Here is a 25928-nt window from a genome sequence, read left to right as displayed (position 1 = left end):
AGTATTAAAACAGGTGTATCCAGCCCGTGAAGTTATTCGTATACCACACTCCTGAATTGACTCCAACGGATAAAGCGCCAGAATGTGCGATCGCAGTCGATGTCTTGCGAGCCACTAGCACAATTGCGACTGTCTTGGCATCTGGAGGCGAAGCTGTACAAGTATTCAGCGATTTAGATCAATTAATTGAAGTTAGCGAAAAATGGCCCCCTGAAAAACGTCTGCGGGCTGGAGAACGCGGCGGTGCGAAAGTAGCTGGTTTTGAGTTGGGTAACTCTCCCCTCGACTGCACACCAGAATTAGTACAAGGGCGGCGTTTGTTTATCAGCACTACAAATGGCACTCGTGCTTTACAACGGGTACAAGACTCCCCAAATGTATTAGCAGCAGCCTTGATTAACCGGGCGGCGGTGGTGCAATTTCTTTTAGATAAGGAACCAGAGACAGTGTGGATTGTCGGTTCCGGTTGGGAAGGTAGTTTTTCTTTAGAGGATACAGTTTGTGCGGGTGCGATCGCTCATAGTATTTTGCAACAAACCAAGCTCTCACCTGAAGAACTCGCTGGTAACGATGAAGTAATTAGTGCGATCGCTCTTTACTCTCAATGGCAAGATAACTTATTAGGATTACTTCACCAAGCTAGTCACGGCCAACGATTGTTGCGTCTTGACTGTCACGAAGATTTAAAATATTGTTCCCAAACTGATATTTTAGATGTCTTGCCCATACAACATGAAACGGGAGTATTAAAGAGGGGATAGGGACTGGGGACTGGGGATTGGGGACTGGGGATTGGGGATTGGGGAGCAGGGAGCAGGGAGCAGGGAGCAGGGAGCAGGGAGCAGGGAGCAGGGAGCATACTTCGACTGCGCTCAGTAACCGGGGGAGCAGGGAGCATACTTCGACTGCGCTCAGTAACCGGGGGAGCAGGGAGCAGGGGGAGAATTACTCATTACTCATTACTCAACACTGTTTTGCCCAATGCCCAATGCCCCATGCCCAATTTTCAAATCTGCAAGCATTTGCCGAAGTCTTTGTCGCCAATGGGAAGGATAAGTCCTTAGAATTGCGGAAATTTTTCCACAAGCAAGGACGGAATAAGCGGGGCGACGGGCTGGTGTGGGATATTCGGCGGTTGTAATGGGGACAACACGTTCAATTTTCAAAGGTAAGCCTAGTTGTTGTGCTTCTTCAAAAATAGCGACAGCAAAATCATACCAGCTAGCAACACCGCTACTGGTGTAGTGATAAATGCCACTAATTTCTGGGGTTAACTGAGGAATCGTCTGGCCTATAACTGTGGCTATATCTTGCGCCCAAGTCGGGCTACCAATTTGATCGGCGACAACACGGAGTTCTTGGCGTTCTGCACCTAGTCGCAGCATGGTTTTAACAAAGTTACTTTTGCCAAAGGTTCCATAAACCCAAGCTGTGCGGAGAATGAGATGATGGGCGCAAGTTTCTTGAATAGCTTCTTCTCCGGCGAGTTTGGTTTTACCATAGACACTCAAGGGATTAGTCGCATCAGTTTCCTGGTAAGGGCTACAGCCATTGCCATCAAAAACATAATCAGTTGAAATATGAATTAGAAAAGCTCCTAATTTTTGGCTCTCTTGGGCAATAATTAGGGGTGCAGTCGCATTAATAACGGTAGCAAGTTCGGGTTCGCTTTCGGCTTTATCTACAGCAGTATAAGCAGCAGCATTAATGATGATTTGCGGCTGCTTGGATCTGATAACTTTGCGGAGGGTATCGGGTTGGGTAAGGTCTACTGTTGGGCGTGCTACTGAGATAATATTGCCGGATGATGAGAGTATTTGTTGTAGTTCCTTACCAACTTGACCGTTACTACCAATCAGCAAAATTGATTTTGTCATTTGTCATTTGTCATTTGTCATTTGTCATTTGTCATTTGTCATTTGTCATTTGTCATTTGTCATTTGTCATTTGTACTGAGCGTATCGCTAAAGCGAAAGCTCCGCTAACGCATAGCGTCTCGTAGAGAAGCCGAAGTATTTGTCATTTGTCCAAGAGAAGCCACGCTCACTCTTTAACGTGGTTTGAATTAGTTCGATGAAAGACAGAGTTTTTCCGCACATTATAAAAGTAAGCTTAGGGTATAGCAACAGGCGGGGTATCTGACAAAATCCAATGCCCAATACTTCGGCTTCGCTCAGTGCAAGTGCCCAATGCCCAATGCCCAATGACCTATGCCCAATGACCATTTAATCAAATACTTCAGCAGTTCTGAAAGATTTACCAGCTTGGTCTTTAGCTGATAAAATTGGTGGCCCACTCAAGGGCCAATCTATCCCTAAATCTGGATCGTTCCATAGAATTGTGCGATCGCTTTGGGGCATATAATAATCTGTAGTTTTGTAGAGAACTTCGGCTAGTTCTGAAAGTGCCAGAAAGCCGTGAGCAAAACCTGGTGGTATCCACAGTAGGCGTTTGTTTTTAGCACTGAGTTCATAACCTACCCACTTACCGAAGGTAGGCGAACTTTTTCTAATGTCTACGGCTACGTCAAAAATAGTGCCAGAAACAACCCGAATGAGTTTACCTTGAGGTTGTTGGATTTGATAGTGCAATCCCCGGAGGACGTTTTGTTTCGAGCAAGAGTGGTTATCTTGGACGAAGTTCGTAACAATCCCTATTTGTTGAGCAAATCTTTGGTGGTTGTAAGCTTCAAAAAAGAAACCGCGATCGTCTCCAAATACTTGGGGTTCGAGTTGGATAACTTCGGGAATTTTGGTATGTACGATGCTCATTAATATTACTTGTAATATGCCACAGTTTTAATTTTGAAAGTAATTTAATACTTGTATTTTACAGGTATTAGAATTAAGATTTTGACTCTGCCGATTTTAGATTTTGGATTTTGGATTTTGGATTTGATTTTTCGGTTCAAGCCCCGTCCCTTGTGGGCGGAACAAATCTAAAATACGCTGGCATACTCGCTTGCCGCCGGCGCTATCGTTAATCTAAAATCCCTAAGCCCTATACCGCAAGTGGCGAGGGGTCAATCCAAAATCGCAAATCTAAAATCCAAAATTGTTTGACTGTGGTTTTTTTGTTTTGAATAAGTAAATCACGTTAGTTCAATTTGACAGTCATCGCCAATCATAAATCGCAAGGCTTTAGGGCGACGGGGTGCAAGATTTAATTGTGCCCTTTGTCCAATCACACTATCAATAATGCGCTGATGAATTCCAGCAATTTTAGCACCTTCTAAAATAACGCTGTGTTCTAAATCAGTATCAATGAGTGTGACATTGTTAGCGATGCTACTATAAGGGCCAATAAAGCAGTTTTCTAAATGACAATTGCTACCAATGACTACTGGCCCCCGAATTGTGCAGTTAATTACTTTAGATTTTACCCCGATTTTGACTCGTCCAATAATCTGACTTTGGGCATCGATTTCGCCCACAACTGATGCTGTCAGATAGGTATCGAGAATTAATCTATTAGCTTCTAATAAATCATCTTTTTTACCAGTATCTAGCCACCAGCCTTGAAGGTTGTGGGCTACAACCTGCTTTTGCTGATTAATCAGGTATTGAATAGCATCAGTGATTTCCAACTCGCCTCTGGTGGAAGGTTGGATATTGGCGATCGCATCATAAATTAGGTGAGAAAAGAAATAAACTCCTACTAATGCCAGATTTGAAGGAGGAACTTTGGGTTTTTCAATTAATTGTAATACCCGTCCGGTTTCATCTACCTGAGCCACACCAAAGGCGCTAGGGTTAGCAACTGAACGTAAGAGAATCAAAGCATCGGGCTGTTGTTGGCTAAATTGTTGCAGAAAGTAACGTAACTCACCTAATTGAATCAAGTTATCGCCTAAGTACATGACAAAGGGAGAATCTTCTAAAAAGGGACGAGCGACTTGGACGGCGTGGGCAAGTCCCAGTGGTTGGTTTTGTATGATGTAGGTGATGTTTGCTCCAAAGCATTCTCCATTTCCGGTTTTCCCTTGGACTTCTGCCCCGGTTTCTGGACTGATAATGATGCCAATATCAGTAATACCAGCCGCGACCATTTCTTCAATGCCGTACCATAAAACAGGTTTGTTAGCAACTGGTACAAGTTGTTTTGCCCCGCTGTAGGTGAGGGGACGTAACCGTGTGCCTTTACCGCCAGAAAGAATTAGTGCTTTCATACTGCTTTCATCAGGATTTAGGATTAATTACAAGTCATTAGTCAAGATAATCTGAAAACTTGACAAAATCCCAAATCATTGCATTTAAATTCTGACGTTAGTTTATCTTTTATATGTAACGGGATAACACTTCGACAGTTGCTTTTGCTGTTTTTTCCCAACTGAATTGTTGAGAGTGAGTAATACCTTGTCTAGAAAGGCGCGATCGCAATTCTGAATTAGTAGCGATCGCCTGCATCGCCTCTGTAATTTCTCCGGTGTTGTAGGGATTGACTAGAATCGCCGCATCGCCAGCCACTTCTGGTAAAGAGGAGAGATTGGAGGTAATGACGGGAGTACCACAAGCCATTGCTTCGAGAACAGGTAAACCAAAACCCTCCCAAAGACTAGGAAAAACCAAAGCGATCGCTTGATTAATTATTTTTGGCAATTCGCTGTAAGGAACATAGTCAAGGAACTTTACCTGATTAGTTACACCCAATTCTGCAACTTGCACTTTTAAAGTCGGGGTGTAACGCGAATCAATTGGCCCTACTAACCATAGTTCATAGTCTTTGCAGTTAGGTAAGGCCGCAAAAGCACTGATGAGTCGCTGGATGTTTTTGTAAGGGTCTTGGCGGCCGATATAGAGAAAGTAGTTGCGGGTAGGTAGATTGAGAGGAAGGAAGTGAGTGCGATCGTGCGCTAAAGGAATCACAGTAATTTTGCTGGCGGGAATTTCGTAAAAATCGGTGATGTCTTTAGCCGTAGTCTGAGAGATAGAAATAATGTGTTGCGCTTGCTTAAGAACTTGAGGAGTGTAGTAGCGGTGGTAGGGTGTGAGTGGTGAGAATGGTTTGGCAAAACGCAACGGTATCATGTCAAAAGATGTGACAACAAAACGACAATTGCTATAAAGGGGTGCTTCTGGGAGCGGAGAGAATAAAAGACTCGATTTAAGGTTTTTATATATTTGTGGTAGTTGAAATTGCGTCCAGACAAGGCGGTTTAAATGACCTTTTGTACCGTGGTCTGGGGTTAAATTTGACGGGATTGGATAGCAGTCAAAATCGGGATATTTTTGCGCTACTAATAGAGTGGGTTGCAAAGATTTTAAATAAGGAAAAAGGTTTTGAGCATAGTTGCCTATACCTGTTGGTTGAGATAAGAGAATAGATAAGTTAATAATTAATTGTTTGGCAGAGGTATTATCTACTATTTTCATTAAATAATGGTTCTATAAGCGTTTAATGTTTCTTTTGCCGTTCTTTCCCAGGAAAATAATTTTGCTCTGGCTTTCCCTTTATTAATTAATTCTTGGCGGAACTGAGAATCACTAATTACTTTCAGTATTGCTTCCCCTAGTTCGATAGGGTTATTAGGGTCAACTAATATAGCAGCATCTCCTGTAACTTCTGGAATTGAAGAAGTATTAGAACTAATCACAGGAACACCTAAAGTCATTGCTTCCAATACGGGCAAACCAAACCCTTCGTAATGAGATGGATAAACGAAGACATCAGCTTTAGAGTAAAATAATGCAACTAATTCATTAGATAGGTAATTAAGATGATGAATTTGGTTTGCCCAAGGCGAATTTTCAATAGCTGCAAATATCGGTTCGTAATTCCATCCTTTCCTACCAATCAATATTAATTGATGTTCAATTTTGTATTTTTCTTTTAAAAAGTTAAAGGCTGTAATTATATTATTAATATTTTTTCTTGGCTCTATTGTGCTGACAAAAAGTAGATATGGCTTGCAAAAATCATAATTAGTTTGTTTTTCTAGAATTTGGGCAACTTCCTCAGATAAGTAATTAGGATAGTAGCGACTAGCTAAAGGTGTAACATAGACTTTTTCTGGGTCTACTTGCAAATATTCAATAATATCTTTTTTAGAGCTTTCTGAAATAGTTAAAACTAAATCTGTCCACTGTAAACATCGCTTTACTCTTTTTGTATATGTTTTTACGACTGAATCTGTATAGTTAGGATATTTAATAAAAGTCAGATCGTATATATTCATTACCTTTAAACTATTTTGACAGGGATAAACTGAGTAATTTGTCCCATGTAATATATCTGGAAAACCAAAATATTTTTCCAAGTAAGATAAACTAGGTTTAAAAGCTAAAGCTAATAATAAATTTGAGATTCTTACAGGTAAAGGCAAGAGATACTGTTGAGAAGAATTTTTAAAGCATTCAGGAAAAATTAAGTTACCCCGAAGCCAATTTTTTAATCCTGGTTGATAGACTACTCCTAACTGAAAATTTTCCTCTTTTTGTAATACATCAAGAGCGCATATTAAATTAGCAATATAAAAACCAACACCACTGGGTTTTGAATCCACTGGAGTGGCATCAACTACAACTTTTAGCATCAGAATATTTAAGCTCCGCCGTTGCTCAATTTTTTTAGATCGTAATCAACCATTAACTCAACCAATTGCTCAAAAGAATGCTGAGGCTGCCAATCTAACTTTGTCTTAATTTTATTAATCGAACCAACTAACTGCACAGGTTCATCAGAGCGATAAAAAGCAGGGTCAACTGAGACATAATCTTGCCAGTTTAGACCAACGCTGTTAAAAGCACACTCAACGAGTTCTCTGACAGAGTGAGTTTCACCACTAGCGATGATATAGTCATCAGGTTGTGCTTGTTGCAACATCAACCACATAGCATAAACAGCATCTTTGGCGTAGCACCAATCACGACGGGCATCTAGGTTGCCTAATTTTAGTTCATTTGCTAAACCTAATTTAATTTGAGCAGCTGCGTGCGTAATTTTGCGAAATACAAATTCTGTCCCACGTCGAGGTGATTCGTGAGTATAAGTAATACCACAACAGTTATAAAGGTTGTATTTCTGCCGATAGTTGACAGTCATCCAGTGAGCGTATGCTTTAGCAACACCATAAGGGTTGCGCGGACGAAAGGCGGTGCGTTCAGTTTGAGGCGATTCATCAGGTTGACCAAAAACTTCACTACTAGATGCTTGATAGAATCTAGCATCTGGTTTGCAGCGACGAATAGATTCTAAAAGGCGGGAGACACCTAGAGCTGTATATTCAGCAGTAAGAGCAGGTTGTGTCCAAGAGAGAGGAACGTAGCTTTGAGAGGCGAGATTATAAATTTCGTCAGGTTGAGCTTCCGTAATCACATCCATTAATGATGACTGATCTAAAAGATCGCCAGAAAGAATTTGGATATCGCCAGAAAGATGATTGACGCGCTCAAGATTACTGGAACTTGAGCGGCGGACTAAGCCGAAGACTTGATAGCCTTTGCTTAGTAATAGTTCAGCAAGATAAGAGCCATCTTGTCCAGTTAAGCCGGTAATGAGAGCTTTTCTAGTCACAGTTATAATCCTATTGTTAAAAAAAATAAAATTTAAAAGGTTATTCAGTATATGTGATGGCAAACTATTTAGTTCAAATCACAAACTTTATTTTACAATTAAGCAGTAAATACTCTATTTATGATATTTTTGTAATTTCAAGTAAGACCACAACAGTTGTCAAAGTTGTATTACTGCCGATAGTGAAAAATCATCTAATGAGAATGAGCTTTTATAAACAATAAATTTAGTTTAAGCGTTTTTACGCTAGAGTCAAATTCCTATTTTTAGCTCATAAAAAATTGTTTTTTAATCTCCTTTTCAGAAGTTTTTTTAGGAAGTTCTAAAACATCTATATATGCTTGAGTTACTTGCTTTGCTGCTTTCGACCAGGAAAAATTATTAGCTTGTCTTGGACTATTAAACCTCAACACCTGACGCAATTTGTCCTCTTGAAGTTTTGCAAATCCTGCCACGATATCAGCTTCATTTGTAGGATCTACATATAAAACTGCATCTTTGCCAACTTCAGGTAAACTCGTAGTATTAGAAGTTATAACAGCTGCGCCAAGATTCATTGCCTCTAAAACTGGCAATCCAAATCCTTCATAAATTGATGGATAAACAAATGCCCAACAATTTTTATATAGCCAGTTTAGTGTATCATCATCCACATACCCTAGTCTACGAATATGCTTAGTCAAGCCTATACTAACAATGAAACTTTCAAGATCGTCTTCTAACCATCCTTGCCCTCCTGCTAAAACCAAAGGTTTAGGATCGTTATAAATATCGATATATTTCTTATACGCCAACAAAGTACGGCGTAAATTTTTCCTTGGTTCTAAAGTACCTACAGAAAGCCAAAAATGATCGGGTTCGAGGTCAGTAACCGATTTTTCTTCATCACCATCCTGAAAACGACTTCCTAAATAGACTACACGAGTTCTTTCTATTGGAAAGTGAGGAAATATTTCCAGAAATCGTTGTCTAGAATATTCAGAAATAGCAATAATTAAGTCGGCTTGCATTGATGCACTAAAAACACCATTAAAACAATTCCATCGGTTTTGTTCAGAAGTATATTCTGGATGATCGAGGAAACTCAGATCGTATAGAGTATAAACAAACCGAGCAGAATTAAAACGAGGACATGAAAAGTTATTCCCGTGAACAATATCTGGATTCCCTAATTTCTCTTCATCAATTGCTGCTGAACTACTCCAAAAAGCTAGAGACTCATGATGTGAAAAATTATCTAGTAAATGAGTACAATTACTTTTATTAAAGCGGCACGTGCTAATTCTATGCTCTGGGTCCCAAAAAGTATTTCCAAATGCTGAGTAAAGCAAATACTCATTATTGTTGTTGCAATTTACTAGATGTTTTATAAGACTATCAGCAAAATATCCACATCCTGCCTTGGATTTTCCAGTTTGACTAATATCAAAACCGATTTTCATAACCTTTTCAATAGTACAACTAAATTTTTAATCAAAAATATATTGGCAGCAATTAACCACCAAATCATTTTGACTGATGCATTGATTGAAATCGATTTTTTCCAATGATAAAATGACCACAGGCTATTAAAAATTACTGCATTCACAAAAATCATGTTTTGAATAGGTTTTGTTCTGTCTAACTTCCAAGTCTCTTCTATCTTTACGTGTGCGTAAGCAAAAATCCATTTATCTGGTACATTTCCAAATTTGGAATGCATCATATTATTTATTTCATAATGCACAGCTATCCGTTGACCCAGTGTTTTATTAGTCTTGTATAAGCGAGAACCAGAAAGCTTGCGTGGTATATAATAAAATGGTGTATTCTTCGCATAACGAAGCCACAACTCATAGTCCATACAGTACTTGAGAGAATCATTCAAGTTGCCATATTTTTTAACTAAATTACGGCGGAAAAATACGGATGGTTGGCAGAGAAAACAAGTTTCGATTAAACGTTGATAATTCCAATCCTCAGTCGGATAAGCTTCAATAACTCGGTCTTGTTCATCAATGTGATCGGCATCACCATATATAGCTTGTACATTGGGATAAGATTCAAAAATTTCTTTAATTGCTTTAAAAGTTCCTGGATAGTAAATATCATCAGAATTAATCCAAGCAATTATGTCACCTGTGGTCATAGCGATACCTTTATTAACGGCATCTGCTTGTCCTTTATCAGGTTCTGAAACCCACTTTATGTACTTATCATAATTTTTTAAGATTTCTACAGTCCCATCGGTACTAGCACCATCACAGATTACATACTCCATTTCTGCATCTGCCAATTGTTGAGATAGCACACTCTGTATAGTTCTTTCTATAAAACAACCCTGACCAAAAGAAGGTGTAATAACGCTAAATTTTAAGTTCACACCACACTCTCTAATGCTAAAATTGAACTAGATTACCCATCAACTAAGTTTACTTGACAATGGCGCACCATTAACCCAAGCCAACGTTGATCCGAGTTCAGATTTAGTTGACTAGGTTGAAAGCTAGGCGATATTTGCACTGTTACCACTTCACCTGTAGGCAAAAGTGGCCAAATAACTTTCTGTGATTCGCCCCGAAGGCAATTGTAAGAAGCTTTTCTCTTTTTAGTGCGTAATTTTATCGTGGCTTTAGAGGTTGGATAAAATTCAGGAGTTTCAAACAAAATCTCTAGAGTTCGCCCTGACAAACCTGGCTCTATGGAAATATGAAACTCAGGTGCTGACCAACCATCATCATAAATGCCAGAAATCATGGTTTGAACTAATGTCTTTTGATTTAAAGCCTCTTTTTCAAATATACTTAAATACTGGCAAGCCATTTCCTTACCATCAAATAGCTCTAATCTTTGAAACCCTTTTTTGACCAGTTGTTCAACTAATAATTGATTACCGCTAATCTTTGCCAAACATGATGCTATCTCATCTGGTTTTCGAGGATCGAAATAGATAACGGCATCTCCTCCAACTTCTGGTAAGCTAGCAGCATTACTAGATAATACTGGCTTACCAAATTTCATTGCCTCTAAAGTTGGAATCCCAAATCCTTCATATAATGAAGGGAAAATTAAACATTGACAACCTTGCCAAACAGCTGTTAATATCTCTTGATTTAAAAATCCTAAAAATATGATATTTTCGCTCAAACCCATAAGGTCTACTGCTTCCTTTAAGTTATTTTCTTCATGTTCTAATGCACCTGTAAAAACTAAATCTAAAAATGAATTTGGAAACTGTTTTTTATATATTCCATAGGCTGTTAACAGTATACGATGGTTTTTGTGTGGCCAATAGTTAGCAGGATAAAATGCATATTTTCGTCCTGCTAAACCTATACTGCTGAGATGCTCTATAACAGTGCTTTCATTTAATTCAACTAGGCGTTCATGAATAGAAATCGGTACAACAGCAAGTTGATCGGGGGGCGTTTTAAAATGCTTGATAAATGATTGGCGTGTAAAATCTGAAATGCAAATGATTTTTTGAGACTTATTAAGAAGCTCAACTATAAATTTGGTTCGATGTTGCTGTTCTTGAGCAGTAAAAAAAAATTGATAGTCTAAATGCTGTAAATCATAAGCAATAGCTACTAGCGGAATATCTTTTTCGGCATATGTTGGTGCAGAAAAAGGGCAAAATAATAAATCAATATTATTTTTTTTCAGTAGAGAGCTAGAGCCTATAAACTTATTGAATTTCAAGTTAATTTTATTAAATACTTTTTCTCCCAGTCTAGATAAAATCCCCCATTTCTGTTTTTTAGGTGCATTAATTAAATTAGGAACTAATAGTCGCTCCATCCTTTTAGTCTCGTATTGGGCTAGTTCTAAATGATTCCAAGGAGCTGTAAGGAGCAAGAAATAGTGATGAGGAGCTAACTTTTGAAATTGTGTGAGTAGTGTCAATACTAAAACTTTAGCACCTCCATTTTCACCACCAGGTCGTAGAGGAGTTAAATCTATAGCAATTTTTAGAGATGATTGTAATTCGCTCATATGGTCATTAATATATTCAACTTTTGAGCCTATAATTTGTATCCTACAACTGCATAATCTTGTGCTCCATAGAAGTAGTCATTAAATCGTTCAGCTACCTCAGAACCACTGACTTTATAACTTTCTGGATAAGGGTGAAGATCCATGACTTTTACTTGGTGTAGACCTTGGGTTTCAAGAATAAATTTAATCATAGAGCTTGGCAAGGGATTATGATGAGTTGGATCAAAATAAAAATTACAGCTACCAACTAAGACATTTTGAGGGTTAGGTGTTTCAAAAATGGCTAATCCACCAGGCTTAAGTACCCTGACTACTTCACTGAAAAATTTCATTAACTTTGTAAAAGTTAGATGCTCAATAATATGAAAACCAGTGATCATTCCTAAGCTACTATCTGGTAAAGATTGCACATAAACCATTAAATCTGCTTCTATCACCTCAAATCCCCTTGAGCGGGATTGTTCTACCATTACTTTGTTGATATCCAGACCTTTGGCTGTATATCCAGACTTTTGTAGTAACTCCAGCCATTCACCACGTCCACAACCTACATCTAAAATTGGAGATTCAGGTGTGCCTATATTTGCTTGCTCAATCAATGGCAAATAAATTTTTAATCTGTCTAAAATTTCTTCTCTACTACCTCGAAATTGCTCTTCAAATGCAACATAAAAAGCATCTAAAAAGTGCATATCTTCATGGAGAAGTGTTTGCAATTGCTTTTGACTAAAAGGTTCTGGTAAACGCTTTCTTGCCTCTTCCAAAAATACCGTTATTAAACGTTTTTGCTGCATTAAGTCATTTTTGAGGTAACTATCGTTTTTGATATAACGCTCATTTATTTCTTGAAGATGAGTATTTGCTGTAATTAAACGGTTATCTGTTGTAATTAAATGCTCACCCATTTTTTCAATACGAGTATCTACAATATTTTTATGTTCATCTATTTCTTGTAGTAGACTATTCAAATTATCCAAACGTTCTTGAATGCCAGTTAGCCAGTTGGTAATTAAAGTATGAATAGCATTTATGCTGTCATCTATTCTTTGGATACTGTTATCCAGAGTAACTAAGCGCTCGTCCACCCCTTGAAAGCGATTCTCTACAGCAATCAAGCGCCTATTTAGTTGTTGGATGCTGTTATCCAGAGTAACTAAACGCTCATCCAATCCTGGAAAACGATTATCCATAGCAATCAGGCGCTCATCCAATCCTGGAAAACGATTATCCATAGCAATCAGGCGCTCATCTAGCCCTTGGATGCTGTTATTCATAGCAACCAGGCGCTCATCCAATCCTGGAAAGCGATCATCCATAGCAATCAGGCGCTCATCTAGCCCTTGAATGTTGTTATCCACTTGCGTTTTTAAAGTCGCAATGTGTTCCACTAGCTGGTGATTAAGTGCTACAGACTCTTTTAGAGAATTAATTATACTAAAATTGATTTCTCGTTGATCTTTAAAGAGAAAGTTCATGATTTTTAGAATAATTTTTTGCAACTTACCACTTAAATTGAAAGGAAAAAGATTAAGTTTATCTGGCCACTTTGTACGGGCAATTGAGCGAGATTCTGCATTTTCAATAAAACTTTCAATATAACTAATACTTAACTTCAGTTTCGATATGTCTAGATTAGATTGTAAACTCGCTAAGTGAGAGTTAACTTGGCTTTTTCCCACCTGCTCAACAATTTTTTGTATTAATTCATCAATCTTGATTTCCGGATCGTTAGATTCAATCATTTTTTATATTTTTAAGTAATATCTAAATTTCCCTTTTACGGGATTATCTGTATGACGATTTTTGCTGGAATCCCTGCTACAACATGATAACTAGGAACATCGCATTTAACAACAGCACCTGCCGCTACAACAGAATTCTTGCCAATTTTGCAGGGGCCAATTATAGTGGCATTACTTGCGATCCAAGCCCCTTCTTCAACTACAATATCATTTCCTTCTGTTGGAAAATTGTTCATCCTCTCTAGCCCAAACTTTTTATAGTCGTGAGTTCCAGTTATTACACTAACATTGTGCCCGAAAAAAACATATTCTCCAATTACTATATTTCCCGAAGATAAGTTAAATAATGCATTATTTACAACGCATGTATTTGACAATTTTAGTCTTTGAGGTTCGCCAAAAACCAAGTATTCTTTTAAGCTTACATCTTTGATGCGCTGATCAAAATAGCCTTGGGTTAGAGATTGCTTGAGGTAAATATCAAAATATAATTTAATCCAGCTTTCGAGCTTAGATTTAAAATAATTTTTAACTATTGTGTACATAGCGATTCCTCATAGAGTCCGATCTTTCTGCCAGATACTTGAAAGACTCCTTCTACCAAATCATTTACTGCTGCTTGTATAACTATGGCATTCTGAATCCAGTCCAGCATTTCTAAATTTTCGTGTGTTCCATCTCCAAATGCTATATCTAAGGCATAATTACCACCAGCTAAGTGAGGCCAAATAAACTCAAAATCAACTGTTGCTCTTCCTATTTCTGATTTAGATAGCCAGTAGTTAGCAAAATTTTTATCTAAGAGTTCTGTACTCCATCCTGATAAAACAGTTCTCAATCTATCCAGTAGCGCTATGCCAACATTTGGCTTTCTAACTTTATCGTGTCTGAATGTAGTGATTCTAATTTTTAATACATCTCCTGGATAAACCAACTCAATAGGTTTACCCTGACTATCTAACACAGAAATATGCTCAATTTCTGCACGTCCTGTACCAAATCGTTCAAATCCATAAAAAGCCATATATGGCTTTTTAGTAAAAGGATTTGATTCTTTTATAGTGATTTTAGTCAAATCAATTTCTTCTTCATTAGCACGAATATTCTCATTCTTATTTGAATCCAAATTTATGCTAGTTCTTTTATTGACTTCTTCATGCACCCATGCTTGATAGTGTTTACATACTTCAGCAGGTTGTCCAGTATCTACAATAATTCCTTGATTAATCCAGATAGCTTTAGAGCAAAGACGTGATACAGATCCTACATCATGGGAGACAAATAAGATTGTTCCTCCGGAATCTTGAAAATCTATAATTTTTGCCATACAACGATGGACAAAAATACCATCACCTACTGCTAAAGATTCATCTACAATTAAAATTTCTGGGTTAACGTTAATTGCTACTGAAAATGCTAAACGAACAAACATACCGCTAGAGTATGTTTTGACTGGTTGTTCCATGAAATCGCCAATTTCAGCAAAGGAAGCAATTTTGTCAAACTTTGCTTCTATTTCTGCTCGGTTTAATCCTAAAATCTGTCCATTAAAAAATACATTTTGTCTGCCTGTAAATTCAGGATTAAATCCGCTACCTAGTTCTAGTAAAGCTGAAACTCTGCCGTGAACGGATACCTCTCCTATGGTTGGTGTCAAGGTTCCAGCAATAATTTGTAGCAATGTACTTTTACCAGAACCATTTTGACCAATAATTCCTAGTGTCTCTCCTTTATTAATTTCCAAGTTAATATTATTTAATGCCCAAAACTCTTGAGCGTGGCTCTTACCAGGTAGTAAAATTTCTTTGAGTCTATCTACCGGACGAGCATAGCGCTTATAGCTCTTTGAGATATTCTTCAGGGAAATTGCAATCTCCTCACCCATAATACCGCATACTTAAACTACTAAAGAATTTTACACGCTACAACTTTATCAATTAAAAAATATTTACGTCATTAAAATTTTGGCTTTTTATTGAATCAGGTTGCTATCTATTCACTATATAGGTAACATTAGCATTTGCGTGTTTTAAAAGCGCTTTAATAATGAAAGCTGCCTATAAAACATCTGCAAAGGCTGGACGCAAATGCTTGTACACTGTAAAACCACAACAAAATATAATTGTTGCGATCGCACCAGCAACTCCCCATTCACCCCAATGCTTCACCTCTCCAATTAAAACAATGTCGCGATAAACTTCTGCGATCGCTGCCATTGGATTTAACCAGAATATCAAACTCCGCCATTCCTCTGGAATTGCTGATACTGGATAGACAAGCGGTGTTATATAAAACCAAATATTTAAAATTACTCCTAAAGTCTGCGGGATATCTCGCAAAAATACAGTTAGTCCGGCTGTTAAATAGCCAAACCCTGCTGTTAGCAATAGCTGTGTTAACCAGATCAAGGGTAATAGCGCCAAGCTAGTATGTAAAGTATGAGCATTGATCGCCACAAAAAAAATCAATGCCATTAAACCAAAGGAACTCTCAATGAATGTTGACAAAATTGGCACTAGGGGTAATAAAGCTAAAGGAAATACCACCTTCTTGACCAAATTCGGTTGTCCTAGTACCGAATTAGCAGACTGCATTAAACCACCAGTAAAAGCAATCCAAGGAAGTAACCCTGCAAATAACCACAAACCAAAGGTGAAATCATTTGCTGGTAAACCTTTGAGTGTAGTCAGCTTCACCTTCAGTACGGTAGAAAACACATAAGTATAAATCAGTAATTGTGATAACTGATTTAGTAAAGGCCACAAGTTACCCAAAACAGAACCTTTGTAACGCGCCTCTAAATCCCGGCGTACTAGAGTTCTTAGTAAGTCGAACTTTACCCACAACTGTTCATCTATGGGTAAGATGCGCCTCCATCTCCCTACCTTACGTACAACTCCCCGCATTGTCGGCAACAATTTCTGCTTCCTCGCTTACTATTCACTATCCGCTCACCTAATTACTCTCACTGAAGCCTATTATATTTATGAAAGTTCCTTTTACAGGGACACATAAAAAATATCCAACAACTTCTTGTGAGATGCGTGTCTCACCCACCTTTAGCTAGCCGTGGGCAGGATGCCCACCTCATATTGGATAATTTATTTGTTGGAAATCTCTTCAGTGCTTTTAAAATATATCATCACAAGAAAATTGTATCCAAATTATCTTGGCGATTATACAATAAATAAAATATAGTCAATTGTATTTTTACCACAAATATAACGTCTGTTTGTCAGGCTCATTCTTTGTTAAAGATGCGAGTTTTTGCTTAACTCAAGGTATCTGGATCGATTCCTTGCGATCGCAAATACTCTGCTAATCGCTCAGCCCGTTGGCGTTCCTGTTCAGCCCGTTGGCGTTCCTGTTCAGCCCGTTGGCGTTCCTGTTCAGCCCGTTGATGTTCCTGTTCAGCCCGTTGGCGTTCCTGTTCAGCCCGTTGGCGTTCCTTTTCAGCCCGTTGGCGTTCCTGTTCAGCTTGTTCTTTTCGAGTCGGCATCCAACCCGCAGAATTATACCAACGCAGCCACAAACCTGTTGTCCGCTGATAACTACCTTGCCAAAGACCTAATCCTAGCTCTAACTCTTCTAACCATAAGCGGTTCTCTGGTAAAGATATTGCTTCGTAACGAGTGCCATTGAGCTTAAAGGCACGTAAATTATTTTCATAGCGATCGTAGATAACGTAGTAGGGAACCCGTAAAATCTGTTCATATACTTCCCACTTCGTTGGGGGTCGGTTTACTTCCCGAAGTGTTTTTCCTAAGTCTTCTTGTTCTGTACCAGGTGAAAGTAATTCAACTACTAAAAATGGATCGATTCCTTCTTGCCAAATAACGTAACTTAAACGCAGGTCTTGCTGTTGGCTAGCACTAGGTAATCCTAAAACCATGTACCAATCAGGACGCTTGTACCACAAAGGATGGCGAGGATCGTAGTAAAGATTTAAGTCGCTGACAAGTAAAATTTCCTCAGATGGATAAGCAAGAGGCTGACAAGTTTCACTGAGCAAATCTGCCTGAATCCGGTGAAATTCATCTGGCAAACCTGATTCCCCCACTAATTCACTGGGTAAATCATACATCGTAGGCATTGTTTCTTGTGGCGGACGGGGTGGATCTGTTTGATACATAACTACTACCTTGATTGCTGAACTCAAGTTATCTGGATGAACCTCTAACGATCGCAAATGTTCCACTACCACTAATCCTTGCGATCGCATCTGTTGTTAATTTTAAATTCTTAGGTCAGAAGTTAGGAGTTACGATTCTCTCCCTCACTCCCTCATCTCCCCTGAATTTGTGAGAGCAGAGTCACGGATTCCGCTACACTGAGACTTGGTTTATCTGAATTGTAATCAGGCATGGAAATCGGACAAAAGGTTAAAGTCTTTCGTTTGCGCGATCGCGTTTCTGCCCCAGTTGTAAAAAAACTCGGACAAGTGGGTATCATCCAAGGCTACAAAGTTACTGATGGTCGTGGAATCGGTGTAGTGGTGCTGTTTGAAGACAATACTTCCACTTGGTTTTTTGAAGATGAAATCAAACCTGTGTAGTAGTAAAAAACTCAGATTCGGGTTTTTCTTTGACTCTGAAGTTGAAAGCACAGGTTGAGAGTCTATGTTGAGTGCTAAGTTGGAGTTGAAAAGATCGGCGGTGAAAATAGGAATCAACTAATGGCTCTAATATTGACATTTTTGGGCAAAGGCGGCACCGCTCGTACCAAAATTGCGATCGCCGCCGCCAAATTATTGGCAAGTCAAGGCAAGCGCGTACTTCTAGCAGGACAAGCAGAACCAACATTGTCAATCCTGTTGGGTACTCCCATTGCTGCCGAACCTCAAGAAATTTCTCCCAAATTACAGGCGGTACAGTTTCAAGCATCTGTACTGCTTGAGCGCAACTGGGACGAAGTGAAGAAACTTGAGGCGCAATATCTCCGCACGCCCATCTTCAAAGACGTTTTTGGTCAAGAACTGGTAGTCTTGCCGGGGATGGACAACGCCCTAGCGCTGAACGCTATTCGCGAATATGATGCTAGTGGCAAATATGATGCGATTGTCTACGATGGCACGGGCGACTCTTTAACGCTGCGAACGTTGGGTTTACCAGAATCTCTGAGTTGGTATGTCCGGCGATTTCGGCAATTATTTGTCAACTCCGATTTGGGGAAGACGATTACTGAATCGCCCTTGATTCAACCGCTGATTAGTAGTTTTTTCAATATTAACTGGACAGCCGATAACTTTGCAGGGCCCACTAACCAAGTCAATAATTTCTTAGAAAAGGGGAGAGCCGCTCTGGCCGATCCCAAGCGTCTCGCTGCTTTCTTAGTGACTACAGGAGATCCGATTGAGGTAGCAAATGCTCGTTATTTATGGGGTAGCGCTCAACAAATTGGTTTAACTGTCGGTGGTGTTCTGCTTGTGTCTCCTAAGACAAACGTCAATCTGTCAGAGGAATTTATACCCTTACCTGTGAGCGTTGTTCCCGACTCGCCCACGGGTGATTGGCAACCACTGATAGAGGCTCTACCCAACTTTGAAGCACAAGCTTTACAGGCTCCCAAACCTATTGAAATAGACATCCACAATCGTCAAGTACGCTTATTCTTGCCAGGATTTGACAAAAAGCAAGTCAAGCTCACCCAATATGGGCCAGAAGTCACTCTAGAAGCAGGAGATCAACGACGCAATATTCCCTTACCCCCAGCCCTGAGTGGCAGACCCGTTGCTGGAGCAAAGTTTCAGAATAATTATTTGATAATTTCGTTTTAAGTTAGGAACAAAGTTAGGAGTTAAGAATGAGGAGTTAGAAATAAGAATAATAATTTATAACTTCTAACTCCTAACTAGCAATTCATAACTTCTAACTTCTAACTCATTAATAAACCTTATGTCAGAATCAACTCCCATTCCCCCAGACCCTAACCCATCTGAAGCAATAGACTCAGTGGCAAATAATTTCAATGAGCAAGCACTCACATCTGCCGATCGCAGTGCGAAAACTAGGCAGATGTTGGGGATGAAAGGTGCAGCGTCTGGGGAAACTTCGATTTGGAAAATTCGTTTACAGCTAATGAAGCCCATCACCTGGATTCCCCTAATTTGGGGTGTAGTCTGTGGTGCGGCTTCTTCTGGTAACTATACTTGGACGCTGGAAAATGTGTTGAAGGTAGCAGCCTGTATGTTATTGGCTGGACCATTGATGACAGGTTACACCCAAATCCTTAATGATTACTACGATCGCGAAATCGATGCCATCAATGAACCTTATCGCCCGATTCCCTCTGGAGCAATTCCCTTACCCCAGGTAATTATTCAGATTTGGGTATTACTGATTGCTGGCTATGGTTTGGCATTTGCGCTCGATGTCTGGTCTGGTCATGAATTCCCGACAATTACAGCGATCGCGATTATCGGTTCTTTCATCGCTTATATTTATTCTGCGCCTCCCCTGAAACTCAAGCAAAACGGCTGGTTAGGTAGCTACGCCTTGGGTGCAAGCTACATTACTCTACCTTGGTCTACAGGACACGCTTTATTTGGCGAACTCAATTCCACAATTGTGATCTTGACAATGTTCTACAGCTTGGCTGGATTGGGTATTGCCATTGTCAATGACTTCAAGAGTGTAGAAGGCGATCGCCAGCTAGGATTAAATTCACTACCCGTAATGTTTGGCATCACCACTGCGGCATGGATTTGTGTAGCGACAATTGATATATTTCAAGGATTGATTGCAGCTTATCTCGTTAGCATCCACGAAAATTTGTATGCAGCAATACTAGTACTCTTAATCATTCCGCAAATCACCTTGCAGGATATGTATTTTCTACGCGACCCTGTGAAGAACGATGTTAAGTACCAAGCCAGCGCCCAACCGTTTCTTGTTTTGGGAATGCTGGTAACAGGTTTAGCGCTGGGTCATGCTGGTATTTAATATACTTCTCAGTAGAGTTATGAATTAGGAGTTAGGAGTTAATATACTTCTAGCTGCTAATTTATATCAGGAAATGCTGTGTTAGAACTGATATCTTTTCTCATTCATGGGATTCAACCTTTGTTAGTCCCGATTTGTTTTGTCGTTGCTTGGACTGTAACTGTTCTCGTTGTTTTGAGTCTGTGGACGGCGGCGCGAGATAGCGTGGCTACAGCCAAGCAAATGCATCAAATCCCCTGTACTGGTTGCCAATTCTTTACCGACAATTACCGTCTTAAATGTACTGTACGCCCATCTATTGCCAATACAGAAGAAGCAATCAATTGTTTGGACTATCAACCGAAAACAAATCCTTATCTCTATTAAGGCGATGAGAGAGAATAACTCCTAACTCCTAACCCCTAACTTCTAACTCCTAACTATTGCCCAATTTCTAACAATATCTTTAAAACACCCCGACTCTGAGCGCGTTCAAAAGCTGCAAGCCCTTCAATAAGAGGATAGGTGGCGTGAATCAGGGGTTGTACGTCAACTTTTCCTGTGGCTAGTAGCTGGAGAGCCGGAGTAAAGGGGCCACAACGGGAGCCGATGAGGGTGATTTCATCCACTACTAAGGAAGAAACATCTAGGCTGAGGTTGCCAGCATAAGTACTTTTGAGTACAAGCGTACCACGGGGACGAAGGGCGCGGCGGGCGATCGCAAATCCTTCTGGATTGCCTGTGCATTCTACTGAGATATCGAAATATCTATCTGTAACATTATCAGCTAGACTCGTTTTTATTCCCCGTGCTTCTAAGTTAGCCAGTTTTTCTCGATGACGCCCCACAGCTACGAGTTCACAGCCAGTTAGAGCTAGTGTCTGAGCTACTAATTGCCCTAGTTTGCCATCCCCAACTACTAGCACCCGATGGTTTGGATGCAATGGCACTTGCTGCTGAATTTCCAAAGCTGCTGCTATAGGTTCAGTAAATGTTGCTACTTCTGTCGGCACATTATCGGGTACTAAATGCAGGTTTTCCACCGGCAAACAAAGATATTCACTAAAGGCACCGTTGCGATTGACAATACCCAAAACAGTACGATTTTCGCAATGAGTTGGTTGTCCGCTACGACAAAACCGACAATGCCCACATACAGCATTGATTTCTCCAACTACGCGTTGGTTAACTAAGTGCTCTGGCCCTTGTTCGACAATGCCGACAAATTCATGCCCTAAAATCCCAGTGTAGGGATAGTAGCCTCTAAGTAGTTCCAGATCGGTGTTACAGATACCTGCACGCAAGACGCGTACTAAGGCTTCTCCCTGTGGCGGCTCAGGAACCGGAATATCTGTGCGTAATTGCAACTGCTTATTTTCGAGCCAAAGTCCTTTCATTTCTCTTCACGTCCTTTGCCTAATTATGTTGTCAATATCACTTTGACAAATGTTTGCCAATATAGGGGCATACATCCGTAACCCCATACCCACACCTATGTCTCTGTAGAAGGTATTTCTTTAATTTTGGTTACATCAACTTTGCTTAACCAAGTAACTAAATCGTCTGAGCCAAGTGCAATTTCACTTCCCAAGGTTTTGATATAAAGAAGTCCGTCACTGATAATTAAATCTCTAATTGGGTACCATGAATCTCGTGTTCTAATCAGAAGTTCTAACGGAATCCCTAGTCTTGAACTATGCTTGCAATATTTCCACCAGGCTCGCCATAGAATTACACATTTAGTACAATTCATCTGATAGCCTTTGGGAACTTCGCAGTATTGATACTGATAGAAACCCCGACTATCTACTTCTCCTTTCAGGATATAACTATATTCTGCTAATGCCTGATTTATTAATTCCCACTGGGTTGATTTTGGAGAAATCGAGAATTCAGATCGGGTGTTAGATAGTTGAGCAGTGGCAATTACGCCTTCAGATTTTGCTGTCAGTTGGTTGATTTTAAACACTGTTTGCGCTGTCAAAACAGGATTTGACAACAAAACGTCTTTTTTCTGAATAGAGTTTTCTACAAACTCTCGAATTAAATCTAGATTAGACAACATAAAATTTTTATACTAAATTAACCAGTGTGATGACAGCCACAACACTACTTGAATTAATAACTACACTGGTCTGGCGCTGAAATCGGGATTATTACTAGCTTTATTTATACTCAATTCTTTGTTTAACTAGGGTTTTGTTAAGTTTAATATCGGTTATGCTATTTTCCACTAGGCTGGTTAACAAGATCGCTGTTTCCAGTTTAACGAGCTGCAAATTAATGCAAATTAAATTTTTACGGCTTCGAGAAAAGGTTGAAATACCGGAATTAATTCGGGACGACTAACCACAAGGGTGGGAAAAGAGCGATCGCTATAATCTTCTCCCGGTAACAATGGAAACGGCTCTGACTTCAGCGAAGCCCAAACTCCACCAGCAGCTTGGACAATTACCCAAGCTCCCGCTAAGTCCCAAACTTTTGGTGTCGCCTCAATCCCACCGAGAGTAGCCCCAGTAGCAACTGTCAAAAAGTTATAGCTAGCTACACCCAACATCCGAATTTTGCAGGGAAAGCCGTTTTTGATAACTGCGGTGCTGCGGGAACAAAGGTTAAAAAAGTGATTGTTGCTAGGACTATCTATACTAATGTGGATGGGATGGTGGTTGAGAAATGCTCCTGTTGGTGTTGCTAAACCAGATGAACCTGCCCAGAAACCATGAAAAGCTTGATTCAAGGTTGGTGCGTAAATATAACCAAAAATGGGTGTACCTCGATACAGTAAACCCAAAGATATTGTCCAGATGGGAATACCGCGTGTAAAGTTGGTTGTACCGTCTAGAGGGTCAATTACCCAGCACCACTCAGTATCGGGAAATGAGCGTTCGCTCTCTTCGCTCAAAATGCCGTAGCCAAGGAAACTAGAAGCGATCGCATCCCGAATTTCCCGATCTGCCCATTTATCGGCTTGCGTCACCAGGCTACCATCAGCTTTTTGGTCAGCCTGTACTTGCCCAAAATCTTGCATTAGCTGTTTGCCCACTCTGGTAGTGGTGGTTTGGGCAAAATCAAGAATTGTTGTCCAAAAATCATTCATTGGTTAATTGTCATTTGTCATTTGTCATTTGTCATTTGTCACTTGTACTGAGCGTATCGCTCTGATGGAAAGCTCCGCTAACGCATAGCGTCTCGTAGAGAAGCCGAAATATTGGTCATTTGTCCCATGCCCAATGCCCCATGCCCCATGCCCCATGCCCCATGCCCCATGCCCTATACAGTTTAGTCTAAATCGCTTTCTAAAACTGAAGCGATCGCTTGCTTTGTACTTGTTTGAAATTCTGTGATGTTCACCCGATTCAGAAACCAAATCGACAACACCATTCCCACGGCTTCTAAAACGAATACCAATCCATAAGCTAACTCTGCGCTAGGTAACAGCTTGCGTCCAATATCCAAAACTGTACCTCCAATTACCACGGCGATTCCTCTAGAGATGGACTGCGCTAATCCCCATGCCCCAATAAACGTACCTGCGGCTTCTGCTGCTGTGAGATCCAACATCAAGCTAATTGCGGCTGTAGTTAAGAAACCTGTGGCTAAACCGAACAAGACCAAACTTAGTTTCAGAACTGCTGCATTAGCTGTGAATCCTGAGATACCTAACAATATTGCACAGAATGCTACTAACATACAGCCGAAACGTGCGGTTCTGCGCTTACCCAAACGCGGGATAATATAAAAGCCCGTAACGCCGTAAGCAATCAATAGACCTGTTCCATAAAAAATATTTAATTTGGTACTTTCCGCTAGGGGCATTTTAAACACTTGACCCGCATAAGGTTCCAAAATCGGGTCTTGCATAAACAAACTGATAGTCATCACCAATAAAAAGGTGAAGAATATACCTGTTTGTGGGCTAGCTGTCAAGATTTTCCAAGCGTTGCCTAGAGTAATGCTATCTTCTCGGTTCACCAGTGTGGAACGGGTTGAGTATTGAGAGTATTTTTTTTCTACGCCGAATGTGGCGGCGATCGCTAAACCAAATACAATTGCTGGGACAATAGTAAACAATCGGTTGATTACTGGCTGCAAGGTTTCTACAGTTGCTTCTGGCGTTAACTGCTTGAGCAAACTAGCACTAATAATTGCGCCAACAATAATCCCCACCATTAACATCGACCAAACCACACCGACTACTTTAGAACGGTTATCTTCTTCAGATATATCCACCAACAAAGCAGCAAAGGCAGTACCGCTAGCACAAATTCCTAGACCGTATACAGCGAAAACTAAAGCCAAAAGTGCTGTCCAGCCGATTGTTTGGGTTGTCCATACCCAAGCACCTGCACTATTTCCAGCAAGATTCATCTGCCACATTACTTGTACAGCTAAAAATGCTGCGATCGCAAATATTGCCGCGCCCACCCAAACATAAGCTGTGCGGTGGTTTCCCCATAACGGCTTGGCATCGGAAATCTGGCCGAACCAGACACGGGAAGGAGCAACAAATAAAGGCAGTGCTAGAACCACTGAGACTAGCGTAGCCGGAATTGCTATTTCTTGAATCATGACTCTGTTGAGTACCCCCAGAGTCAAAATGGACATCATGCTCAACCCCATTTGAAATAAACCCAGCCGGAACATAGTCAGCAGGTTTACCCTTGGCACAGATAGGGATTTTGTTTTGGTATCAAATACTTCACCGCTTGCCATAGCTACTTTTTCGTATACTTTATAGGATTTAATCTCTCTCTTTAAATAAAGATAAACCCTACCCACTCCAAATCAGCGAACGAAAAGTTGAAGTTGCGATTTGGCAAGCGATTATACACCTCGATTAGCGTAGGCTTCAGCCAAGTTAGGATTGATTTTTAGTGCTTGGTCGTAATGTGCGATGTCTAAGACGGGCTACGCCTACGGATAATAAGAGAATTTTAGGATGAAATAGTGAAACGAGACTCCATTTACTATCAAATTTTTAAGCGCTTTCCTGGGTTACTCTTTGAACTGATTGATGTCCCTCCTCCTCAAGCACAAAACTATCGATTTGAATCACTTGAAGTCAAAGAAACGGCTTTCCGCATCGATGGTGTTTTTTTACCTCCAGAGGATGCAACATCCAGAGTTATCTTTTTTGCTGAGGTTCAATTCCAAAGAGATGAAGCTCTTTACCATCGGTTCTTTACCGAGTCGCTGATGTACCTGAACCGGAATCGTTTTCAGTACGATGACTGGTTCTGTGTGGTAATTTTTTCATCACGCTCTTTGGAACCAAGCGATCAAAGAACTCATCGAATATTTCTCAACAGCGACCAAGTGCAGCGAATCTATTTAGATGAGTTAGGCGCGACTAATCAGCAGCCAATAGGTATCAACTTGATGCAGTTGACTCTAGCATCGGATGAAGTGATGGCAGAGCAAGCAAAGCAATTAATTGAGCGGGTAAAATTAGAGGAAACGGACACACTGCCGCAAAACGAAATACTAGACATCATCACTACAATCGCCGTTTATAAGTTTTCGACCTTGAGTAGAGAGGAAGTTGAAGCTATGCTGGGATTGACTTTGGAGCAAACAAGGGTTTATCAGGAAGCGAAAGCCGAGGGTCGAGAAGAGGGTCGAGAAGAAGGTCGAGAAGAAGGTCGAGAAGAACGGGAAGCTGAAATGTTGAAACTTACCGTCCCTCTGTTACTAAAAACAGGGATGAGTGTGGAACAGATTGCTCAACATCTCAATGTTGATATAGAAGCTGTCCAGATCGCTGCACAGTAAACCA

General features: G+C 40.1%; 25 protein-coding genes. 6 read left to right on the top strand and 19 right to left on the bottom strand.

Going from position 1 to position 25928, the window contains the following annotated elements; genetic code table 11:
- The first annotated feature begins 26 nt into the window (after positions 1–26).
- A complete protein-coding gene (locus tag ACR5KR_RS32740) occupies positions 27–761 on the top strand; it encodes a 2-phosphosulfolactate phosphatase family protein (RefSeq protein WP_448269468.1) in 735 nt (244 codons plus the stop codon).
- A 198-nt stretch (positions 762–959) separates the two neighbouring features.
- On the opposite strand, the gene rfbD is transcribed toward ACR5KR_RS32740, so the two are convergent.
- The 14 genes from rfbD to ACR5KR_RS32670 all read right to left on the bottom strand — a co-directional run bounded on the left by rfbD (position 960) and on the right by ACR5KR_RS32670 (position 17364).
- Positions 960–1877 (bottom strand): dTDP-4-dehydrorhamnose reductase, encoded by a 918-nt coding sequence (gene rfbD, locus ACR5KR_RS32735; protein WP_448269466.1) that lies wholly within the window; start codon positions 1875–1877, stop codon positions 960–962.
- A 348-nt stretch (positions 1878–2225) separates the two neighbouring features.
- A complete protein-coding gene (gene rfbC / locus ACR5KR_RS32730) occupies positions 2226–2771 on the bottom strand; it encodes a dTDP-4-dehydrorhamnose 3,5-epimerase (RefSeq protein ID WP_448269464.1) in 546 nt (181 codons plus the stop codon).
- 320 nt (positions 2772–3091) lie between these two features.
- Complete coding sequence (locus ACR5KR_RS32725; RefSeq protein ID WP_445629343.1) at positions 3092–4168, bottom strand: glucose-1-phosphate thymidylyltransferase; 1077 nt, start codon at positions 4166–4168, stop codon at positions 3092–3094.
- Positions 4169–4277: 109 nt separating this feature from the next.
- Positions 4278–5372, bottom strand: coding sequence for a glycosyltransferase family 4 protein (locus tag ACR5KR_RS32720; protein WP_448269463.1), 1095 nt, complete (start codon positions 5370–5372; stop codon positions 4278–4280).
- Entirely contained in the window at positions 5372–6532 is a 1161-nt protein-coding gene (locus ACR5KR_RS32715) for a glycosyltransferase family 4 protein (RefSeq protein WP_448269461.1), read from the bottom strand. The genes ACR5KR_RS32720 and ACR5KR_RS32715 overlap by 1 nt, the downstream gene beginning before the upstream one ends.
- Before the next feature lie 8 nt (positions 6533–6540).
- Positions 6541–7512: a GDP-mannose 4,6-dehydratase gene (locus ACR5KR_RS32710; protein WP_445629340.1), complete on the bottom strand. Its 972-nt coding sequence runs from the start codon at positions 7510–7512 to the stop codon at positions 6541–6543.
- 266 nt (positions 7513–7778) lie between these two features.
- The gene (locus ACR5KR_RS32705) at positions 7779–8954 is read right to left on the bottom strand and encodes a glycosyltransferase family 4 protein (protein WP_448269459.1); all 1176 of its coding nucleotides are present in this window, start codon (positions 8952–8954) and stop codon (positions 7779–7781) included.
- Positions 8951–9874, bottom strand: coding sequence for a glycosyltransferase family 2 protein (locus tag ACR5KR_RS32700; protein ID WP_448269458.1), 924 nt, complete (start codon positions 9872–9874; stop codon positions 8951–8953). Before ACR5KR_RS32700 ends, ACR5KR_RS32705 begins: the two co-directional genes overlap by 4 nt.
- Before the next feature lie 32 nt (positions 9875–9906).
- Positions 9907–11487: a glycosyltransferase family 4 protein gene (locus ACR5KR_RS32695; RefSeq protein WP_448269457.1), complete on the bottom strand. Its 1581-nt coding sequence runs from the start codon at positions 11485–11487 to the stop codon at positions 9907–9909.
- Positions 11488–11516: 29 nt separating this feature from the next.
- A complete protein-coding gene (locus tag ACR5KR_RS32690; RefSeq protein WP_448269456.1) occupies positions 11517–13232 on the bottom strand; it encodes a methyltransferase domain-containing protein in 1716 nt (571 codons plus the stop codon).
- Positions 13233–13267: 35 nt separating this feature from the next.
- Positions 13268–13777 (bottom strand): acyltransferase, encoded by a 510-nt coding sequence (locus ACR5KR_RS32685; RefSeq protein WP_448269455.1) that lies wholly within the window; start codon positions 13775–13777, stop codon positions 13268–13270.
- Positions 13765–15117 carry an ABC transporter ATP-binding protein gene (locus ACR5KR_RS32680; protein WP_445629334.1) on the bottom strand — a complete coding sequence of 451 codons (1353 nt, stop codon included), beginning with the start codon at positions 15115–15117 and terminating at the stop codon, positions 13765–13767. The genes ACR5KR_RS32685 and ACR5KR_RS32680 overlap by 13 nt, the downstream gene beginning before the upstream one ends.
- Positions 15118–15289: 172 nt before the next feature.
- On the bottom strand, positions 15290–16138 hold the full coding sequence (locus tag ACR5KR_RS32675) for an ABC transporter permease (RefSeq protein ID WP_445632255.1): 849 nt from the start codon (positions 16136–16138) through the stop codon (positions 15290–15292).
- A gap of 365 nt (positions 16139–16503) precedes the next feature.
- Positions 16504–17364, bottom strand: coding sequence for a Uma2 family endonuclease (locus ACR5KR_RS32670; protein ID WP_448270408.1), 861 nt, complete (start codon positions 17362–17364; stop codon positions 16504–16506).
- 231 nt (positions 17365–17595) lie between these two features.
- Between ACR5KR_RS32670 and petP the strand changes: the two genes are divergently transcribed.
- The 4 genes from petP to ACR5KR_RS32650 all read left to right on the top strand — a co-directional run bounded on the left by petP (position 17596) and on the right by ACR5KR_RS32650 (position 20539).
- Positions 17596–17787, top strand: a complete 192-nt coding sequence (petP, locus tag ACR5KR_RS32665; protein WP_448269453.1) for a cytochrome b6f subunit PetP — start codon at positions 17596–17598, stop codon at positions 17785–17787.
- A 120-nt stretch (positions 17788–17907) separates the two neighbouring features.
- Positions 17908–19008 carry a Get3/ArsA fold putative tail anchor-mediating ATPase NosAFP gene (locus ACR5KR_RS32660; RefSeq protein WP_448269451.1) on the top strand — a complete coding sequence of 367 codons (1101 nt, stop codon included), beginning with the start codon at positions 17908–17910 and terminating at the stop codon, positions 19006–19008.
- Positions 19009–19126: 118 nt separating this feature from the next.
- Entirely contained in the window at positions 19127–20173 is a 1047-nt protein-coding gene (gene chlG, locus ACR5KR_RS32655; RefSeq protein ID WP_448269449.1) for a chlorophyll synthase ChlG, read from the top strand.
- A gap of 78 nt (positions 20174–20251) precedes the next feature.
- Positions 20252–20539: a hypothetical protein gene (locus tag ACR5KR_RS32650; protein WP_445629330.1), complete on the top strand. Its 288-nt coding sequence runs from the start codon at positions 20252–20254 to the stop codon at positions 20537–20539.
- 53 nt (positions 20540–20592) lie between these two features.
- On the opposite strand, the gene ACR5KR_RS32645 is transcribed toward ACR5KR_RS32650, so the two are convergent.
- From ACR5KR_RS32645 to ACR5KR_RS32625, 5 genes are all read right to left on the bottom strand, one after another.
- Entirely contained in the window at positions 20593–21549 is a 957-nt protein-coding gene (locus ACR5KR_RS32645; RefSeq protein WP_448269447.1) for an MDR/zinc-dependent alcohol dehydrogenase-like family protein, read from the bottom strand.
- A gap of 95 nt (positions 21550–21644) precedes the next feature.
- The gene (locus ACR5KR_RS32640) at positions 21645–22217 is read right to left on the bottom strand and encodes a hypothetical protein (RefSeq protein ID WP_445629328.1); all 573 of its coding nucleotides are present in this window, start codon (positions 22215–22217) and stop codon (positions 21645–21647) included.
- Positions 22218–22442: 225 nt separating this feature from the next.
- Positions 22443–23249 carry an inositol monophosphatase family protein gene (locus ACR5KR_RS32635; protein ID WP_448269445.1) on the bottom strand — a complete coding sequence of 269 codons (807 nt, stop codon included), beginning with the start codon at positions 23247–23249 and terminating at the stop codon, positions 22443–22445.
- Positions 23250–23431: 182 nt separating this feature from the next.
- Positions 23432–24865, bottom strand: coding sequence for a BCD family MFS transporter (locus ACR5KR_RS32630; protein WP_448269443.1), 1434 nt, complete (start codon positions 24863–24865; stop codon positions 23432–23434).
- A 111-nt stretch (positions 24866–24976) separates the two neighbouring features.
- Entirely contained in the window at positions 24977–25048 is a 72-nt protein-coding gene (locus ACR5KR_RS32625) for a tetratricopeptide repeat protein (protein WP_448270406.1), read from the bottom strand.
- Positions 25049–25099: 51 nt separating this feature from the next.
- Here ACR5KR_RS32625 and ACR5KR_RS32620 point away from each other — a divergent pair, with 51 nt between their 5' ends.
- Positions 25100–25924 carry an Rpn family recombination-promoting nuclease/putative transposase gene (locus ACR5KR_RS32620; protein ID WP_448269441.1) on the top strand — a complete coding sequence of 275 codons (825 nt, stop codon included), beginning with the start codon at positions 25100–25102 and terminating at the stop codon, positions 25922–25924.
- Positions 25925–25928 lie beyond the last annotated feature (4 nt).

It is taken from the genome of Nostoc sp. DSM 114159, from assembly GCF_053470285.1.
Note: the sequence above shows the minus strand (reverse complement) of the source record. Positions and strands in the feature narration are given on the sequence as shown.

Excerpts from the sequence above, each read along its gene's own strand:
- ACR5KR_RS32695 (WP_448269457.1), bottom strand. The coding sequence starts at position 11,487 with ATGAGCGAATTACAATCATCTCTAAAAATTGCTATAGATTTAACTCCT.
- ACR5KR_RS32675 (WP_445632255.1), bottom strand. The coding sequence starts at position 16,138 with ATGCGGGGAGTTGTACGTAAGGTAGGGAGATGGAGGCGCATCTTACCC.
- ACR5KR_RS32725 (WP_445629343.1), bottom strand. The coding sequence starts at position 4,168 with ATGAAAGCACTAATTCTTTCTGGCGGTAAAGGCACACGGTTACGTCCC.
- ACR5KR_RS32680 (WP_445629334.1), bottom strand. The coding sequence starts at position 15,117 with ATGGGTGAGGAGATTGCAATTTCCCTGAAGAATATCTCAAAGAGCTAT.
- ACR5KR_RS32720 (WP_448269463.1), bottom strand. The coding sequence starts at position 5,372 with ATGAAAATAGTAGATAATACCTCTGCCAAACAATTAATTATTAACTTA.
- ACR5KR_RS32705 (WP_448269459.1), bottom strand. The coding sequence starts at position 8,954 with ATGAAAATCGGTTTTGATATTAGTCAAACTGGAAAATCCAAGGCAGGA.
- ACR5KR_RS32670 (WP_448270408.1), bottom strand. The coding sequence starts at position 17,364 with ATGTATCAAACAGATCCACCCCGTCCGCCACAAGAAACAATGCCTACG.
- chlG (WP_448269449.1), top strand. The coding sequence starts at position 19,127 with ATGTCAGAATCAACTCCCATTCCCCCAGACCCTAACCCATCTGAAGCA.
- ACR5KR_RS32645 (WP_448269447.1), bottom strand. The coding sequence starts at position 21,549 with ATGAAAGGACTTTGGCTCGAAAATAAGCAGTTGCAATTACGCACAGAT.
- ACR5KR_RS32635 (WP_448269445.1), bottom strand. The coding sequence starts at position 23,249 with ATGAATGATTTTTGGACAACAATTCTTGATTTTGCCCAAACCACCACT.
- ACR5KR_RS32630 (WP_448269443.1), bottom strand. The coding sequence starts at position 24,865 with ATGGCAAGCGGTGAAGTATTTGATACCAAAACAAAATCCCTATCTGTG.
- petP (WP_448269453.1), top strand. The coding sequence starts at position 17,596 with ATGGAAATCGGACAAAAGGTTAAAGTCTTTCGTTTGCGCGATCGCGTT.
- ACR5KR_RS32685 (WP_448269455.1), bottom strand. The coding sequence starts at position 13,777 with ATGTACACAATAGTTAAAAATTATTTTAAATCTAAGCTCGAAAGCTGG.
- ACR5KR_RS32640 (WP_445629328.1), bottom strand. The coding sequence starts at position 22,217 with ATGTTGTCTAATCTAGATTTAATTCGAGAGTTTGTAGAAAACTCTATT.
- rfbD (WP_448269466.1), bottom strand. The coding sequence starts at position 1,877 with ATGACAAAATCAATTTTGCTGATTGGTAGTAACGGTCAAGTTGGTAAG.
- ACR5KR_RS32690 (WP_448269456.1), bottom strand. The coding sequence starts at position 13,232 with ATGATTGAATCTAACGATCCGGAAATCAAGATTGATGAATTAATACAA.
- ACR5KR_RS32660 (WP_448269451.1), top strand. The coding sequence starts at position 17,908 with ATGGCTCTAATATTGACATTTTTGGGCAAAGGCGGCACCGCTCGTACC.
- ACR5KR_RS32715 (WP_448269461.1), bottom strand. The coding sequence starts at position 6,532 with ATGCTAAAAGTTGTAGTTGATGCCACTCCAGTGGATTCAAAACCCAGT.
- rfbC (WP_448269464.1), bottom strand. The coding sequence starts at position 2,771 with ATGAGCATCGTACATACCAAAATTCCCGAAGTTATCCAACTCGAACCC.